This is a genomic window from Streptomyces sp. NPDC040545, from assembly GCF_055595065.1.
This window is the reverse complement of record NZ_JBVIWA010000033.1, coordinates 23,257-37,627: the sequence shown is the minus strand read 5'-3', so window position 1 is coordinate 37,627 and position 14,371 is coordinate 23,257. Positions and strand designations below refer to the sequence as shown.

The following is a 14,371-nucleotide window of genomic DNA, read 5'->3' as shown; positions in this document are numbered from 1 at the left end:
CGGTCAGAGACTCCGGACGAAGGTCGCGAATGCGTCTGCCGTGACCGTGAAGACCGGCCCGCCGGGGTCCTTGGAGTCCCGAACGGCGACCTGGCAGGGCTGTGCGGCCACCTCGACGCATTCACCGCCCGTGTTTCCGCTATAGCTCGACTTCCGCCACACCGCGTCGGTCAGGTTCTGGCTGGTGCCCATAACGTTCCTCCATTACGCGGATGATCAATGCTGCCGAGTCCTCCACAGAGAGAGCAGCGGCCTGCAAGTGAGCGTAACGAAGGGCGCCTTCCTTGACCGTGTCAGGGTTGGCCGTCATGTGTCCGGAGATCAGGTCCTCCGAGTAGACGATGTCCGGGTCACCCTCGAACCGCATGGCCGTGAACGAACCGATCAAACTGGCGTGTTCACCGGCCGAGAAGGGGAGCACCTGGATCCTGACCCACCGCCTGTCGCGAAGGCTCAAGAGGTGAGCAAGCTGTTTCCGCATGACCTCCCGACCACCGATCGGCCGGTGCAGGGCGGCTTCGTCCAGCACCACCCACACCATGGGCGGATTCTCCTGACACATGATCCGCTGACGGTCCATGCGGGCCGCCACCAGATCATCCACACTGTCCGGCAGTCCGGTCGCCAGTACCGCGCGCGCATAGGCCTCTGTCTGGAGGAGTCCGTACACCAGCTGGGCCTGGTACGTAGAGATGTACGACGCCCGGGCTTCCATCTCCGCGAACGGCTGGAACCACGTCGGCAAGACGCTCCGCAGGACCAGGCCCACCAGGCGGGAGAAGTGCCCGTCCGTGCCCAGCGCCGCGTCCACCCGTTCCGAGAAGTCCCGCGTCGGGACCCGCTTGCCGTTCTCGATCATTCCGATCAGCGACCCGGTGCAGAAGATGATCGCGCCCAGCTGGGCCTGTTTCAGGCCCGCCTCTTCCCTCAGCCGGCGCAGCTCGTAGCTGTAGTAGTCCAGCGGCGAGGCACTGGGATCGATGTCACGGGCCTGAGCCATGAGACGGCACCCCCAAGCGGAGAATGAGCTTGTGGCCGAGCGTAGCGATGCCGACACGGAGTGATGTCCGAAATCCCGCAACCATGTCACACACCTCCGCCCCGCCCCCGGGAGAGTGGGGGCGGGGCGGAGGCGTCGCTCGGCGCGGGGTGGGGGGAGATCAGCAGGCGCCGAGGTCCTTCCAGACACCCCATTCACCGGTGGTGCCCGGCGTCTCGTTCTGCGTCCACCACTGGGCCTTGTACTTGCGGCCGTTGTAGGAGACCTCGTTGCCGGCCGTGTAGATCGTGCCCGCGAGGTACGCCGGGGTCGAGCCGCAACCCGTCGGCGGGGTGGTCGGGGGCGTGGTCGGCGGGGTCGTGGGCGGAGTGGTCGGAGGCGTCGTCGGCGGGGTGGTCGGCGGGACCGTGGTGCCGCCGAGGGCGTCCGAGATCTGGTTGAGCAGCGTGGTGTTGTTGTCCAGGCCGAGCAGGGAGTACATCATCGCGCCGGCCAGGCCGCGCTGCTTGCCGTAGTCGACCCGGGCCTGGACGGACCTCTGGTTCAGACCGGTGAAGAACTCGCCGTCCTTGTAGAAGTACGAGGCCTTGGCCTGGTCGTCCCAGAAGGTGGTCGCCGGGTTGTCGACGAGGCCGCCGAGCTCCTTGTAGTTGGCGATACCGGCCTGCTGGCTGGTGGGCCGGGCGCCCGAGGCGCCGGTCGCGGACTGGGCGAGTCCGTTGTTCGCCCCGGCGGGGACGCCCTTCCAGCCGCGGTAGTAGAACTCGTAGCCCAGCGTCAGCTTGTTGGCGGGGAAGCCGCCGGTGATGCCGTAGGCGGGGTTGCCGTCGATCCAGGAGTCGATCGCGTTGTCGATGCTGTACTTCTGGGTGCCCGGCGCGATCGGGTCGGTCGGGTCGTTGGCGCCGGAGTAGAGCGGGGACTGGTGGTACGTCGGCCCGTCGCCGTCCCAGGCGCCGTGCATGTCGTACGTCATGATGTTGGCGTAGTCCAAGTACTGGCCGATCTTGTCGGTCTCGATGTACTTGATCTTGTCCTGCCCGGCCGGGAGGGCCGAGGTCAGCAGGTACTTCTTGCCGCCGTTGGCCTGGCCGTAGGCGTCGAGCTGGTCGCGGAACTCCTTGAGCAGGAGCGTGAAGTTCTGCTTGTCCTCGGGGGCGTAGTGGTTGCCGAGGTGGCCGCCGGAGGAGCCCGGGTACTCCCAGTCGATGTCGATGCCGTCGAAGATCCCGGCCGCGACGCCCTGGCCGCCGTAGCCGCCCTCGACCGGGAGGTTTCCCTTGATGTACTGGTCGATGCAGGAGGAGACCAGCTTCTTGCGGGAGGCGTCGGTCTTCGCCGCGTCGCTGAAGTACTTGGAGTAGGTCCAGCCGCCGATCGAGATGTTGATCTTCAGGTGGGGGTACTTGGCCTTCAGCTGCTTGAACTGGTTGAAGACGCCGACGATCGGCTGGTCCCACTTGTCGGCGACCCCGCTGACGCTGTCCACGGCGCTGAAGGACTTCTGGTAGTCGGCGTACGAGTCACCCGCGCCGTCACCGGCGTTGGGGTTGTTGTCGTCACCCGCCGCCTTGTTCGCCTCGAAACAGGTGAGGTTGGTGGGGTGGATGTTGCCGAACGAGTAGTTGATGACGTCCAGCTTGCCCGCTATGCCGCGGGTGTCGAGGTGCTTGGGGTAGAAGGCGTTGCCGTACACGCTCCACTGGTCGTAGTAGGCGATACGGACACCGCCCGCCGCGGCGCCGGCCGAGGCGTCGGCGGCCTGGGCGGTGCCGAGTCCCGCGAAGGAGGCCAGCGCTCCGGCGGCCAGCGCGGCCGTGGCGGCGGCTGCGAGGAGTGGTTTACGGATGTGCATGAGCTGTCTCCGTGGGGGTGGGAGGGGAGTTCAAGCGGTTCGGGTGAGAGAAGTGATAGCGATCACTCCACCCCCACGTCAATGGTTCGGACCAAAGAAGGACTAGACCACTCACGCGCTATTTCCCCAAGTCAGAGACTTGAGCGCACATCAGAAACCGCTCGCCACCCCGGGTGACGAGCGGTTTAAGGCTGCCTTCAGGCAGCTCCGCGCAAGGTTTCGGCAACAAACCAGCCAAACGCCGTTCGCATGCCGTCAATCGGCGGCGGGCGCCTCCACCGGCATGCCGTACGCATCTGCGATGAGCTCGTACGAGCGCAACCGGGCCGCCCCGCCGTGGGCGTTGGTGGTCAGCATCAGCTCGTCCGCGCCCGTCCGCTTCGCCAGGTCGTCCAGCCCGGTGCGGACCTCGTCGGGGGTGCCGTGGACGACGTTCGCGAGCCAGCTGTCCACGAACTCCCGCTCCAGCGGGGAGAAGGGGTACGCCGCCGCCTCCTCGGGCGTCGGGATCAGGCCGGGCCGTCCGGTGCGCAGGCGCAGCATCGACAGCGCGCCCGTGAGCACCTGGGCCCGGGCCGCCTCGTCGGTGTCGGCGGCGAGCGCGGAGACTCCGATGACGGCGTAGGGGGCATCGAGGACGGCCGAGGGGCGGAAGCTCTGGCGGTAGAGGTCGAGCGCGGGCAGGGTGCCGGCCGCCGAGAAGTGGTGGGCGTAGGCGAAGGGCAGGCCGAGCTCGCCTGCGAGGCGGGCGCTGAAGCCGGAGGAGCCGAGCAGCCACAGCGGCGGCCGGCCGGCGGGCCCCTGGACCGGGCCCGGTACGGCGTGCACGCGGGCGTACGGATGCCCGTCGGGGAAGTCGTCGTCGAGGAAGCGGGTGAGCTCCGCGAGCTGCCGGGGGAACTCGTCGGCGGCCTCGTCCAGACGCCCGGGTCCGCGCAGCGCGGCGGCGGTGCGGCCGTCGGTGCCGGGCGCGCGGCCGAGTCCGAGGTCGATCCGGCCCGGGGCGAGCGCCTCCAGGGTGCCGAACTGCTCGGCGACGGCGAGCGGAGCGTGGTTGGGCAGCATGACCCCGCCGGAACCGAGCCGGATGCGGGAGGTGTGCGCGGCGAGGTGGGCCAGGATCACGGCGGGCGAGGAGCTGGCGACGCCGGGCATGGAGTGGTGCTCGGCGACCCAGTGGCGGTGGTAGCCGCGGGATTCGGCGAGGCGGGCGATCTCGACGCTGGTGCGGAGGGAGGCGTGGGCGGTGCTGCCCGCTCCGACGGTGACGAGGTCCAGGACGGAGAGGGGTACGGTCGCCCGGCCGTGGGCGGTGCCGCGGATCCCGCTCGCGTTCCGGTTCTCCGCCGCGCCCGCCCTCACGCGGGCCTGTGCGTCGTCCCCTGCGTCACTCATCGTCGCTCCCGTTTCGCTCTCCTGTGCGTGCGGCATCAGTGCGACACCGTACGAAGAACTCGAACCGTGGACGGCCGCCGGGCATTCCCGGTGGGACGGAGCGATGATCATGCCAATGGCATATGCCATTGGAGTAGATCCAGGCAGACAGACATCTTTGAGCCAGCAATCTCTCCAACAGGCGCTCCACATGCGCCTCTTGATGGCTATCGTGGTAGGGCAAGCGGTAACAACCTGCTAGGGGGAAACCGTGGCGCTGAAGCCCGAGCCGACCGCGCCGTTCCACTCGGTGCAGTACGCACTACGCGTACTCGAAACGATCGCACGTCACACCGGCGGTGTGACGGACGTGCAGATCGCGCGTGAGACCGGCCTGCCCGCAGCCCATCTCGCTCCGATGCTGCTCATGCTGCGCCGGGAGGGATATGTCCTGCAGGTGTCGGACGGTGCTTACGCCATAGGGGATTCCCTCGTCCTGCTCGGCTCCGGCATCGACCGGCAGCAGGCGCTCACCGACAAGCTCCAGGAGACCCTGGACCGGCTGCGCGACTCGGTCGGCGCGGCCGTCTACATCAGCCGGTACGTGGACGGTGAGGTCCGGATCACGCAGTTCGCGGACAGTCCCCGCACCCCGAAGGTGCACGAGTGGGTCGACTTCCGCTCCGCCGCGCACGCCAGTGCGGTCGGCAAGTGTCTGCTGACCCAGCTCGACCTGAACGGGCGGCGCGACCACCTGTCCCGGCACAAGATCGCCCGGCTCACGTCGAAGACGATCGTGAACGAGCGGATCCTGTTCTCCAAGCTGGACGCCCAGCCCGCCACGGTGCCCATGCTGGACCTGCAGGAATACGCCGTGGGCACGGTCTGCGCGGCGGTCCCGATCACGGCCGGGGCCTCGGTGGGCTGCCTGGCCCTGTCGATGCCGGTCGAGCACGCGCACCGGCTGCGGGCCGCGGCGGACACCTTGAACCGGAAGGCCGCACCGCTGCTGCTGTCGCTCACGCTCTAGGACGGTCGGGAGCGCGGGGCGGGCGGGCCGATGGGCCGACGGGCCCGGAAAACACTTCGGGCGGTTCCCGGTGAAACCGGAAACCGCCCGAAGGACAGGTGCGCCGCCAGGGACTCGAACCCCGGACCCGCTGATTAAGAGTCAGCTGCTCTAACCAACTGAGCTAGCGGCGCCTGCTGACAGAGAAAATACTACCTGGTCCTCAGGGGTGCTCAAAACCATTAGCCGCGGAGGTACGCGAGGACCGCCAGGACCCGGCGGTGGGTGTCCTCGGCGGGCGGCAGGTCGAGCTTTCCCAGGATGTTCCCGATGTGCTTGCCGATGGCCGCCTCGGACACCACCAGCTCCCGGGCCACGGCCCCGTTCGACTTCCCCTCCGCCACCAGGGCCAGGACCTCCCGTTCCCGCGGGGTCAGCGCGGCCAGCGGGTCGCGCCGCCGGCGCAGGAGCTGGCGTACGACCTCCGGGTCCACCACCGTGCCGCCGCCGGCCACCGTGACCACCGCGTCGAGGAACTGCTCCACCTGCCCGACCCGGTCCTTCAGCAGGTAGCCGACGCCGCTGCCGTCCCCGGAATCCAGCAGGTCGGCGGCGTACGAGCGCTGCACGTACTGGCTGAGCACCAGCACCGGCAGGTCCGGGCGCGCGGTCCGGAGCTCCACGGCGGCGCGCAGTCCGTCGTCGGACAGGCCCGGGGGCATCCGTACGTCGGTCACGACGATGTCCGGGGCGTGGACGGCCACGGCGCGACGGAGCTCGTCCGCGTCCCCGACGGCGGCCGCCACCCGGTGGCCGAAACGCGTCAGCAGGCCTACGAGCCCTTCGCGCAGCAGGACCCCGTCCTCGGCGAGGACGATGCTCAGGGATTGCTCGTGGGGCTGATCACCGGGCACGGGATCTCCAGGCTCAGAACGGTCGGGCCACCGGGGGGGCTGGTGATCGTCAGTGTGCCATCGAGGACCGCGATCCGGTCGGCCAGTCCGGTCAGCCCGGACCCGGCGGCCGGATCCGCTCCGCCGCGGCCGTCGTCGGTGACGTCTATGAGCAGCGCGGCGCCGGTGTGCCGGGCGGTGACGGCGGCGCGGGCCGCGCCGCTGTGCCTGCCGATGTTGGCGAGGGCCTCGCAGACCCCGAAGTAGGCGGCGGCCTCGACGGCCTCCGGGAGGCGGGGCAGACCGGTACCCAGATCGGCGTCCACGGGGACGGTGGAACGCTCGGCGACGTCGGCGAGGGCGCCGGTGAGGCCGTAGTCGGTGAGCACCTGGGGGTGGATGCCGTGGATCAGCTCGCGCAGTTCCGCGAGGACCTTGCCGGCCTCGTCGTGGGCGGTCGCGAGCCGGTCGGCGAGCGGGCCCGGGGGTGCGTCGAGGCGGGCGAGGCCGAGGGTCATGGTGAGGGCGACGAGCCGCTGCTGGGCGCCGTCGTGCAGGTCGCGCTCGATCCGGCGGCGCTCGGCCTCGAAGGCGGCGACGAGCCGGGCCCGGGAGCGGGTGACCTCGGCGAGCAGACCCGGGAGCTCGCGCTCGCGGGGAGCGAGCAGGGAGCGGGTGAGGGCGGCGCGTGCCCCGGCGAGGGCGCCGAGCGGGTAGAGGAGGGCGGGGAGCAGCAGGGCCCCGGCGGCGGCGATCGCGAAGGCGACCGGGTAGGAGGTGACCAGCCAGAGCTTGACCACCTTGACCTCGCCGTCGGCGGCGAGGGCGAGCTGGAGCGGGGTGGTGAGCAGGAGCAGCGGCAGGCCGAGCAGGGTCCCGACGGCGGCGAGGTCGACCCACCAGAGCAGGAGGCCGTGCAGGACGGCGTAGGCGAGCTCGCGCCAGGTGGCCTGCTCGCGGTAGCGCAGCCGGGCCCAGGCGAGGAGGCCGGGTTCGGCGGGGGTGCGATGGGGGGTGCCGGTGGGGGTGCGGTCGACGAGGCGCAGGCGGCGGCGTTCGACGGCGCCGGCCGGTACGCCGACGAGGCCGAGCAGGGCGAGCAGCGGCAGGCCGACGAGGACGGGGCCGAGCGTGGCGCCGGCCCCGGCGAGGAGGACGAGGGCGAGGAGGACGGGGATCCCGGTGAGGGCGCTCCCGGCGAGGTACCCAGCGGACCGCCACGGCCAGGCGGAACGCAGGTACCGGCCGCGGGTCAGGGCGGGCCAGGGGGTGCGGGGGTGATCGTCCATGCGGGCACGCTAGCCGCGGGCCGCCTGCCCGGACCATGGCCCCACCGGGCGTCCGCCGGGTATACCCAGCCCCACCCCGGACCCCGCCCGGCGACGGTGGGGCCGCGGTCAGTGGGTCAGGAGGGCCGTGCGGCCCTGGGCTTCGTACGCGGCGAGGAGGGCGGTCAGGGCGGCCGCGTCCAGGGGGGTGTAGGCGCCGGACGGGGAGCGGTGCCAGACCGGGTCTTCGCAGCGGAAGCCCTCGCGGCGGAGGGAGACTCGGTGGATCTTGCTCGTCGCCGTGGTCGGCATGGCCTCGACGACGCGGACGTAGCGCGGGGCCATCTTCGTGCCCAGGTCCGGCTGGCGGGAGAGGAAGGTCTCGAAAGCGGACGGGTCGAAGGCCGCGCCCTCCCGGAGTGCGAGGGCCGCCATGACCTGGTCCCCCGCCACCTCGTCCGGGACGGCGTAGACGGCGACCGCCGCCGCGTCCGTCCAGCGGGCCAGGATGTTCTCGATCATCGCCGCCGCGAGGTTCTCGCTGTCGACGCGGAGCCGGTCGTCGGTGCGGCCCGCGAAGTAGAGGAAGCCCGCCGCGTCGCGGAAGAAGAGGTCTCCCGTCCAGTACCAGCCGTCGCGGGTGCGGTCGGCCTCCGCGTCCGGGTTGCGCCAGTAGCCCTCGAACAGGCTGCGGCCCCGGTTGACCAGTTCGCCGATCGCCGCCGAGCCGTTCAGCAGGCGGCCGTCCGGGGCGAGGACCGCGGGCGGGCATTCCGCGCCGGTGGCCGGGTCGATCACCGCCAGGTCGTCGCCCGCGCCCGCCCGGCCCAGGGCGCCCGGCGGGGTGTCCGGGGTGCGCTGGACGGAGGCGCCGCCCTCGGTGGCCCCGTAGCCCTCCACCAGCCGGACCCCGAAGCGCTCGGCGAAGCGGGCCGCGTCCACCGCGCCGGCCTCGGTACCGAAGCCGAGCCGGAGGCTGTGCTCGCGGTCGTCGGGGCGGGGTTCGGTGGCCAGGAGGTACTGGACCGCCCGCCCGACGTAGGTGAAGTACGTGGCCCCGTACGCCCGTACGTCGTCCAGGAACGCGGAGGCCGAGAAGCGGCGGCGCAGCGCCACCGGGGCCCCGCCGACGAGCGCCGGCAGCCAGTCGGCGATGACGGCGTTGCCGTGGAAGAGCGGCATGCAGATGTAGTGGACGTCGTCCGGGGTGACGGAGAACTGGCGGGCGAGTGCCGAGCCGGCCGCGGCGAGGCGGCCCTGGGTGCAGATGGCGGCCTTGGGGGCGCCGGTGGAGCCGGAGGTGAAGTAGAGGAGGAGGCGGGAGCCGGGTGCGGGGGCCCGCAGCGCGGCTTCGCCGGGCTCGGCGGCGGCGTAGGGGGCGAGCAGGGCCTCGTACTCCTCGGTGCCGGTGACCAGGACGCGTACGCCGGGCAGGTCGAGGCCGCGCAGCAACGGCAGGTGGGCACGCTCGGTGATCAGGATCCGGCAGTCGGTGTGGAGGATGTCGCGGGCCAGTTCGGGACCGCGCCGGGTGGGGTTGATCCCGGCGACGGCGGCCCCGGCGAGGGCCGCCGCGCCGAGCCAGAACGGGAACTCGGGGGTGTTGTCGAGCAGGACCCCGAGGTGCGGCTCGGCCCCCGGAGGCATGAGATCGACGAGGAGCGCGGCGCGCGCGGCGGCCTCCTGGGCGGTCCGGTGGTGGGTGAGGACACCGTTCTCGTGTTTCAGCCCGGGCCGGTGGTCGCCCCATTGGCGCGCTATGAGCTCCGCGACGGTTTCGGGTGCAGTCGTCGTCCGCATGCCGCCGGAGGTTAGCTGACGTAGCGTCAGAATTGAACGTCGGAGCAGGCGTAGAACGCCATCGGGGTGTCGTTGACGGTCCAGACGGCCAGGATCAGGTGCCGGCCCGTCTTGCCGCTCGGCATGGCGCCCTGGTGGACGGTGGTCATGGCGGGGCGGGCGCCGTTGTAGGCGACCGTGAGGAAGGGCTGGGGTTCGAGGTCGGCGCGGGTGAGCGCCTTGGTGCCGGTCCAGCCGTTCTTGGTGACGTAGTACTTGAAGTCGGTGGTGGAGTGGTTGGCGGTGAACTGCCACCGGAAGGAGTAGCTCTGCCCGCTGGTCACCTTGGTGGTGGGCCAGGCGCCGCCGCGCGGGTCGTCGAGCTCGGAGAACTGGGAGAGTCCGCCGGAACATATCTTGCCGTCGGCGGGGCCGGCGGCCGGGAACCCCTTGAAGCCCTCGACGCTCTGCGGTTCCCACTGGATCGCGCCGCAGTCGGAGACGGTGCGGTTGGCGCAGAGCTTCTGGCGGCTGATCGGGGTGTCGGTGTAGCCGTGGCTGCTGGCGGTGGGGGCGCTGACGAGGGTGATCCCGGCGACGAGGCCGAGGCCGAGCGCGGCGACGCCGGCCCGTTTGGGCATGCGGATGGGACGCATGATGCTCCTTGAACGTGGGGGGAGTTCGATGAGAGCGCGCGCGCGTGAGGGGATTAGGTCTAGACCAAGTCCCAGATTATTGACGAGAGTTGGCCATGTCCATACCACTGGGAAAACGGGTGGTCCGGTAACTTCCGGCCACCCGCTCCCGTACCACTGGACCTTCCTGAACTCCTCCGGTCTCCCCTGTCGCTCTTTACTCGGAGCGGCCCGTGTAGAAGGCGACCGTGAGGTCCTTCACCAGCGCCTTGCGCTCGTAGTCGTCGAGCTCGACCAGCCCGCGCGAGGTCAGCCGGTGGACGGTGTCGTCGACGGCGTCCACGACCGAGGTCAGCACGGCGTCCCGGTGCTTGGCGTCGATCGCCGCGACCCGGCGGCGGCGCATGGCCTCGGCCACCTCGGCCGCGTACTCGATCCGGGTCGGCTGGGCCGAGAACACCTCGATCCCGACCGCCTCGGTCTCGGCCGCCAGCATCCGGGTCAGCGCGTCACCGACGGCCTCGGCATCGCGCAGGGTCGGGGCGTCCTCGTGGAAGGCGTCGGCGGGCAGCTGCGACAGCACGCGGGCCATGGCCGATTCGACCTGCTCGGCGAGGTACTCCGTGTGGTCCTCGACGGCGAGGGTGGCGCGTGCGGTGTCCCTGACCTGCCAGACGACCTGGACGACGACCTGGAGGGCGAGGCCGCCCGAGTCCACGGCGGGCATCGGGTCGCTGCGCCAGTGGCGCAGGCGTACGTCGACCCGGCGGCGCAGGAGCAGCGGACTGACCCAGGTCAGGCCGGTACGCCGGACCGTGCCGCGGTAGCGGCCGAAGAGGGTGAGCACCCAGGCGTGGCCGGTACGGGCCCGGCCGAGTCCGCCGAGCGACACGAGGGCGACGATCCCGAGGAAGGCGAGCGGCGGCCAGTGCGTGGCGCGCAGGCCGTGATAGGCGCGGGGGGTCGCGCCGAAGGCGGCCACGAAGGCGGCGGGGACGACCCCGGCCCGCCACAGCACGGCCACGCAGCCGGCGAGGGCCAGCCCGCCGACGGCCACGCCGACCCAGCCGGGCAGCACCGGGCCGCGGTGTTCCCGGAGGCGGTCGTCGCCGCGGGGGACCCGGCGTCCGGGGGCGGGGCGCGGGGCACGGGCGGCGGGTGCGGTGACCGCGGGTGCGGGTGCGGATGCGGGTGTGGGCACCGCCGGGAACTGCTGCGTCCCGCGGAACGGGAGGTGCACCGGCACCTCGGTGACCGAGGTGCCCCGGTGGGCTCCGGGGCGCGGGAGGTCCGGCACGGCGCCGCCGTCGTCCAGGCCGCGGGCCACCGCCTGGGCGACGATCTCGACCGGTCCGGGCCCGGGGATGCCGGAGTGCGGTGGCGGCGGCGCCAGGTGCACGGGTTCGGGTTCGGGATCGGGATCGGGATCGGGATCAGGGGCGATGACGGGCTCGTACTCGGGCACGTGCTCGTACTCGTGCTCGGGTGCGGGCACGTACTCGGGTGCGGGCACGTACTCGGGTGCGGGCGCGGTCACCGCTTCGAGCGCGGCTTCGGGCTCGGCTTCGGGCTCCGCTTCGGCTTGGGTGTCGGCTTCGACCTCGACGGTGCGCAGGCGCAGGGTGGCCACCCCGGCGGGGGCCTCCGCGTCCTGCGGGTGCGGGATGGTCGCGGTGCCCTGGTCCCCCTCGTCGTACGGATGGGCCCGGGCCGCCGGGACCTCCCACCCGTGCGGCAGCTCGGGAGCCGGGCGGGCGGCCCGTGCCGCGGCCCAGCCGAACGAGGTCTCGGCGGCGACGGCGTGCTCCGGCGCGGCGGGGCTGCCCACCAGGGCGGGCGGCGGGCTCGGCGGGACGGCCTCGCGCGGCGCCGCGACGGTGACGGCCGCGTGCACCGGCTCCGGCATGGGCGTCGGCTCCGCGGCCCACACCGGGTGAGCTGCCGGCATGACTACGGAGGCAGGGGCGGGCTCGGGCGCGGGCGCGGGGGCGGGCGCGGGGGCAGGGTCAGGGGCAGGAGCGGGCGCGGGATCCGCCGCCCGGACCGCCACCGGGGCGGCCAGCGGCGGCACTCGGAGGGTGCCCGTCGTCGAGGTGGTGCGCGTGGGGAACATCGTTACCTCCGTCATGCGAACAGCCGGCGCCAGGTTTCCGGGCCCGGGTAGCCGTTGGCCGATGCGCCGGTCCAGCCCTGCGCACGCTGGAAGGCCTCGACGTTGCGGCGGTCGGCCTCGCTCCAGCGCAGGCCCGGACCGGATGTGTAGTACTTGCCGAAGCCCTTCTTCGCCAGCTGACGGCCAAGAGCCCTGATGGCCTCGTGCGACTGGCCCGGGCGGAACACCGCGGCGCCCGGGTAGGCCCGCACCCCGCCCGGCCCCGGCGCGCCCGCCACCGTCGGCGGAATGTTCTTGCCCTGCTTCTCGACCAGCAGCTTCCAGGTGTGGGTGCCCGGGATGCCGTCGGCGTCCGCGCCCGTCCAGCCCTGTGCGCGCTGGAAGGCCGCGGTGGCGAGCTTGTCGTGGTCGCTCCACGTCCGGTCGGCCACGCCCTTGGGGTAGAAGCGGTACGCGCCGCGCTCGATCAGCATCCGGCCGAGCTGGGCCACGTAGTCGTTGGTCACGCCGGGGCCGAACTTGTCCGCGCCCGGGAAGACGGTCGCGTCCCCCGGCTTGGCGCCCGCCGGGGGCTGGTCGCCCGGGACGTCGGGCAGGATGCCGCCCGGCACCCCGTTGAACCGGTACGGGACGTACTTCGTCGCGTTGCTCCAGTACCCGTAGGGCGTGGCCAGCTTCCGTGTGTTCGGGCGCGTCTGCTCGTAGGCGACGTAGTGCGTGTGCGTCGAGTCGACCCAGCCGCCGAAGATGACCACGTGCGAGCCGTTGTTGGGGTCGGCCGGGTTGTGGAAGAGGAGCATGTCCCCCGGCAGCAGCTCATCTTTGGTGATCTTGGTGGCGAATTTGTCGAGACTGCCGGTCCATTCGTTCGTCCCGAGGTTCCAGACCATGGAGACGTAGCCCGAGCAGTCCTGCCGGTACCCGTCCGTCCAGTACTCGGACATGCTGTACGGGACCTCCGCGTCCAGCCACAGCTTCGCCCGGTTGATGATCGTCGCGCGGTCGATCCGCCGCACCGCGCCGGGCCTGGCCGGAGCGCCGGGCTTCCCCACCGGCCCGCCCTTCGGGCCGTGCAGCGGGGTCCGGCCGCCCTGCGGGGAGCCCGGGTCGTCCAGGGCCACCGGCCCCGGCCCCGGGGCCGGGGTGGTCACGGCCACCGCGGTCGTACTGCCGCCGCCCAGGACCACTCCCGCGGCGGCGGCCAGCACCAGCGCCCGGCGGGCGCCGCGTGCGGCCGGGTGCCCCCCGTCCCGGAGCGGTATGGCCCGCGCGCGGGTGAGGGTGCGGCGGCGCTGGGCGCAGCCCCGGCACACACAGTCGCCCGCGGGCTCGTACTCCTCGAAACCGGGCATCGGCATCTGCACATGCGTCGGAGGCTGCATCGTCATGCGGTTCCGTCCACTCCCCTGCTCGTCCACTCGTCCACCGGTCGGCCGGAGCCACAGCTGATGAAGCATCAGATGCGGCACGCGCAGACATATGGTGCACGATAAACCCCCCAAACATGGGCTAATCGGACAAGGTGGGCGTGGCTGGTCACGGGCACCCCTGGAGGTGGGGTAGAGTTTTCCCTGTCAGCAAGCGCCGCTAGCTCAGTTGGTTAGAGCAGCTGACTCTTAATCAGCGGGTCCGGGGTTCGAGTCCCTGGCGGCGCACAGACGGAGGAAGCCCCTCGCAGCGAAAGCTGCGAGGGGCTTCTTCGTTTCCGTTCGTTTCCCGTCGGCGGCGCAGGGTCTCAGGCGGCGGTGCCCGGCGCGCCCGGGCGGGCTCCCACGCCCGTCAGGTAGGCGGAGACCACCACGTTCGCCGTGTACTCCTTGGCTGCCTTGTCGTACGAGCCCCCGCAGGTCACCAGCCTCAGCTCGGCGCGGCCCCGGACCCGCTGGCCGTAGGCCTTGTGGGCGTCGAAGGCCGCGCGCTCGTAGACCCGTACGTCCTCGATCGTAAACTCGGCGACCGAGCCGTCCGTCCGCACCACCCGCACCTTGTCGCCCGGCTGCGCGGAACTCAGGCCGTAGAACACCGCCGGCTTGGAGCGGGTGTCCACGTGCCCCACCATCAGCGCCGTCCCGGCCGTCCCCGGCTGGGTGCCTCGGCCCCACCAGCCCACCGTGCCCGGCTGGTCGTACGGGGGCGGCTCGATCGCCCCGTCCTTGTCCAGGTCCCGGGAGATCACCGGGGCCTGGATGCCTATGGAGGGCACGTCGACGCGCTGGGGCGGGGCCGCGGCCAGCGGGGCGTGCGCGGCCGGCAGCCCCGGACCCACCGTCCCGCCGGCCTGACCGGCGGGCGGGGCCGGCGCCACCGTGAGCTGGCGGCCCCACAGCCACAGGCCGAGCACCAGCACCGCCCAGGCGGCGAAGGTCAGCAGCCGGCCGCCGGCGGAGGCCTTGTCCTCACTCACCGGCGCTCACCGGCAGCCACGCGCATCCACCGGCACCCACC

Annotated in this window: 12 protein-coding genes and 2 tRNA genes; 2 read left to right on the top strand and 12 right to left on the bottom strand. The window is 72.0% G+C overall.

Annotated elements, in window-relative coordinates; genetic code table 11:
- Positions 1-3: 3 nt before the first annotated feature.
- The 4 genes from ACZ573_RS36530 to ACZ573_RS36515 all read right to left on the bottom strand — a co-directional run bounded on the left by ACZ573_RS36530 (position 4) and on the right by ACZ573_RS36515 (position 4,250).
- Positions 4-192: a DUF397 domain-containing protein gene (locus ACZ573_RS36530; protein ID WP_471312881.1), complete on the bottom strand. Its 189-nt coding sequence runs from the start codon at positions 190-192 to the stop codon at positions 4-6.
- On the bottom strand, positions 140-1,000 hold the full coding sequence (locus ACZ573_RS36525) for a helix-turn-helix domain-containing protein (protein ID WP_471312879.1): 861 nt from the start codon (positions 998-1,000) through the stop codon (positions 140-142). Before ACZ573_RS36525 ends, ACZ573_RS36530 begins: the two co-directional genes overlap by 53 nt.
- A 160-nt stretch (positions 1,001-1,160) precedes the next feature.
- The gene (locus ACZ573_RS36520; RefSeq protein ID WP_471312877.1) at positions 1,161-2,855 is read right to left on the bottom strand and encodes a glycosyl hydrolase family 18 protein; all 1,695 of its coding nucleotides are present in this window, start codon (positions 2,853-2,855) and stop codon (positions 1,161-1,163) included.
- A 255-nt stretch (positions 2,856-3,110) separates the two neighbouring features.
- Positions 3,111-4,250 carry an LLM class flavin-dependent oxidoreductase gene (locus ACZ573_RS36515; protein ID WP_471312874.1) on the bottom strand — a complete coding sequence of 380 codons (1,140 nt, stop codon included), beginning with the start codon at positions 4,248-4,250 and terminating at the stop codon, positions 3,111-3,113.
- 250 nt (positions 4,251-4,500) lie between these two features.
- Between ACZ573_RS36515 and ACZ573_RS36510 the strand changes: the two genes are divergently transcribed.
- Positions 4,501-5,259 carry an IclR family transcriptional regulator gene (locus ACZ573_RS36510; RefSeq protein ID WP_030012142.1) on the top strand — a complete coding sequence of 253 codons (759 nt, stop codon included), beginning with the start codon at positions 4,501-4,503 and terminating at the stop codon, positions 5,257-5,259.
- Between the two features lie 99 nt (positions 5,260-5,358).
- Here ACZ573_RS36510 and ACZ573_RS36505 read toward each other — a convergent pair.
- The 7 genes from ACZ573_RS36505 to ACZ573_RS36475 form a co-directional block, all read right to left on the bottom strand.
- Positions 5,359-5,432, bottom strand: a tRNA-Lys gene (locus tag ACZ573_RS36505).
- 48 nt (positions 5,433-5,480) lie between these two features.
- Positions 5,481-6,152, bottom strand: a complete 672-nt coding sequence (locus ACZ573_RS36500; RefSeq protein ID WP_471312872.1) for a response regulator — start codon at positions 6,150-6,152, stop codon at positions 5,481-5,483.
- Positions 6,119-7,420: a sensor histidine kinase gene (locus ACZ573_RS36495; protein ID WP_471312870.1), complete on the bottom strand. Its 1,302-nt coding sequence runs from the start codon at positions 7,418-7,420 to the stop codon at positions 6,119-6,121. The genes ACZ573_RS36500 and ACZ573_RS36495 overlap by 34 nt, the downstream gene beginning before the upstream one ends.
- Before the next feature lie 108 nt (positions 7,421-7,528).
- On the bottom strand, positions 7,529-9,199 hold the full coding sequence (locus ACZ573_RS36490) for an AMP-binding protein (RefSeq protein WP_471312868.1): 1,671 nt from the start codon (positions 9,197-9,199) through the stop codon (positions 7,529-7,531).
- Between the two features lie 26 nt (positions 9,200-9,225).
- Positions 9,226-9,819, bottom strand: a complete 594-nt coding sequence (locus tag ACZ573_RS36485; protein ID WP_468114083.1) for a lytic polysaccharide monooxygenase auxiliary activity family 9 protein — start codon at positions 9,817-9,819, stop codon at positions 9,226-9,228.
- Positions 9,820-10,030: 211 nt separating this feature from the next.
- Positions 10,031-11,941: an SPFH domain-containing protein gene (locus ACZ573_RS36480; protein WP_471312866.1), complete on the bottom strand. Its 1,911-nt coding sequence runs from the start codon at positions 11,939-11,941 to the stop codon at positions 10,031-10,033.
- Positions 11,938-13,284 (bottom strand): peptidoglycan-binding protein, encoded by a 1,347-nt coding sequence (locus tag ACZ573_RS36475; RefSeq protein ID WP_471312915.1) that lies wholly within the window; start codon positions 13,282-13,284, stop codon positions 11,938-11,940. The genes ACZ573_RS36480 and ACZ573_RS36475 overlap by 4 nt, the downstream gene beginning before the upstream one ends.
- A 223-nt stretch (positions 13,285-13,507) precedes the next feature.
- Here ACZ573_RS36475 and ACZ573_RS36470 point away from each other — a divergent pair.
- Positions 13,508-13,581: transfer RNA gene (locus ACZ573_RS36470), tRNA-Lys, on the top strand.
- 80 nt (positions 13,582-13,661) lie between these two features.
- On the opposite strand, the gene ACZ573_RS36465 is transcribed toward ACZ573_RS36470, so the two are convergent.
- Positions 13,662-14,330 (bottom strand): class F sortase, encoded by a 669-nt coding sequence (locus tag ACZ573_RS36465; RefSeq protein WP_471312864.1) that lies wholly within the window; start codon positions 14,328-14,330, stop codon positions 13,662-13,664.
- Positions 14,331-14,371 lie beyond the last annotated feature (41 nt).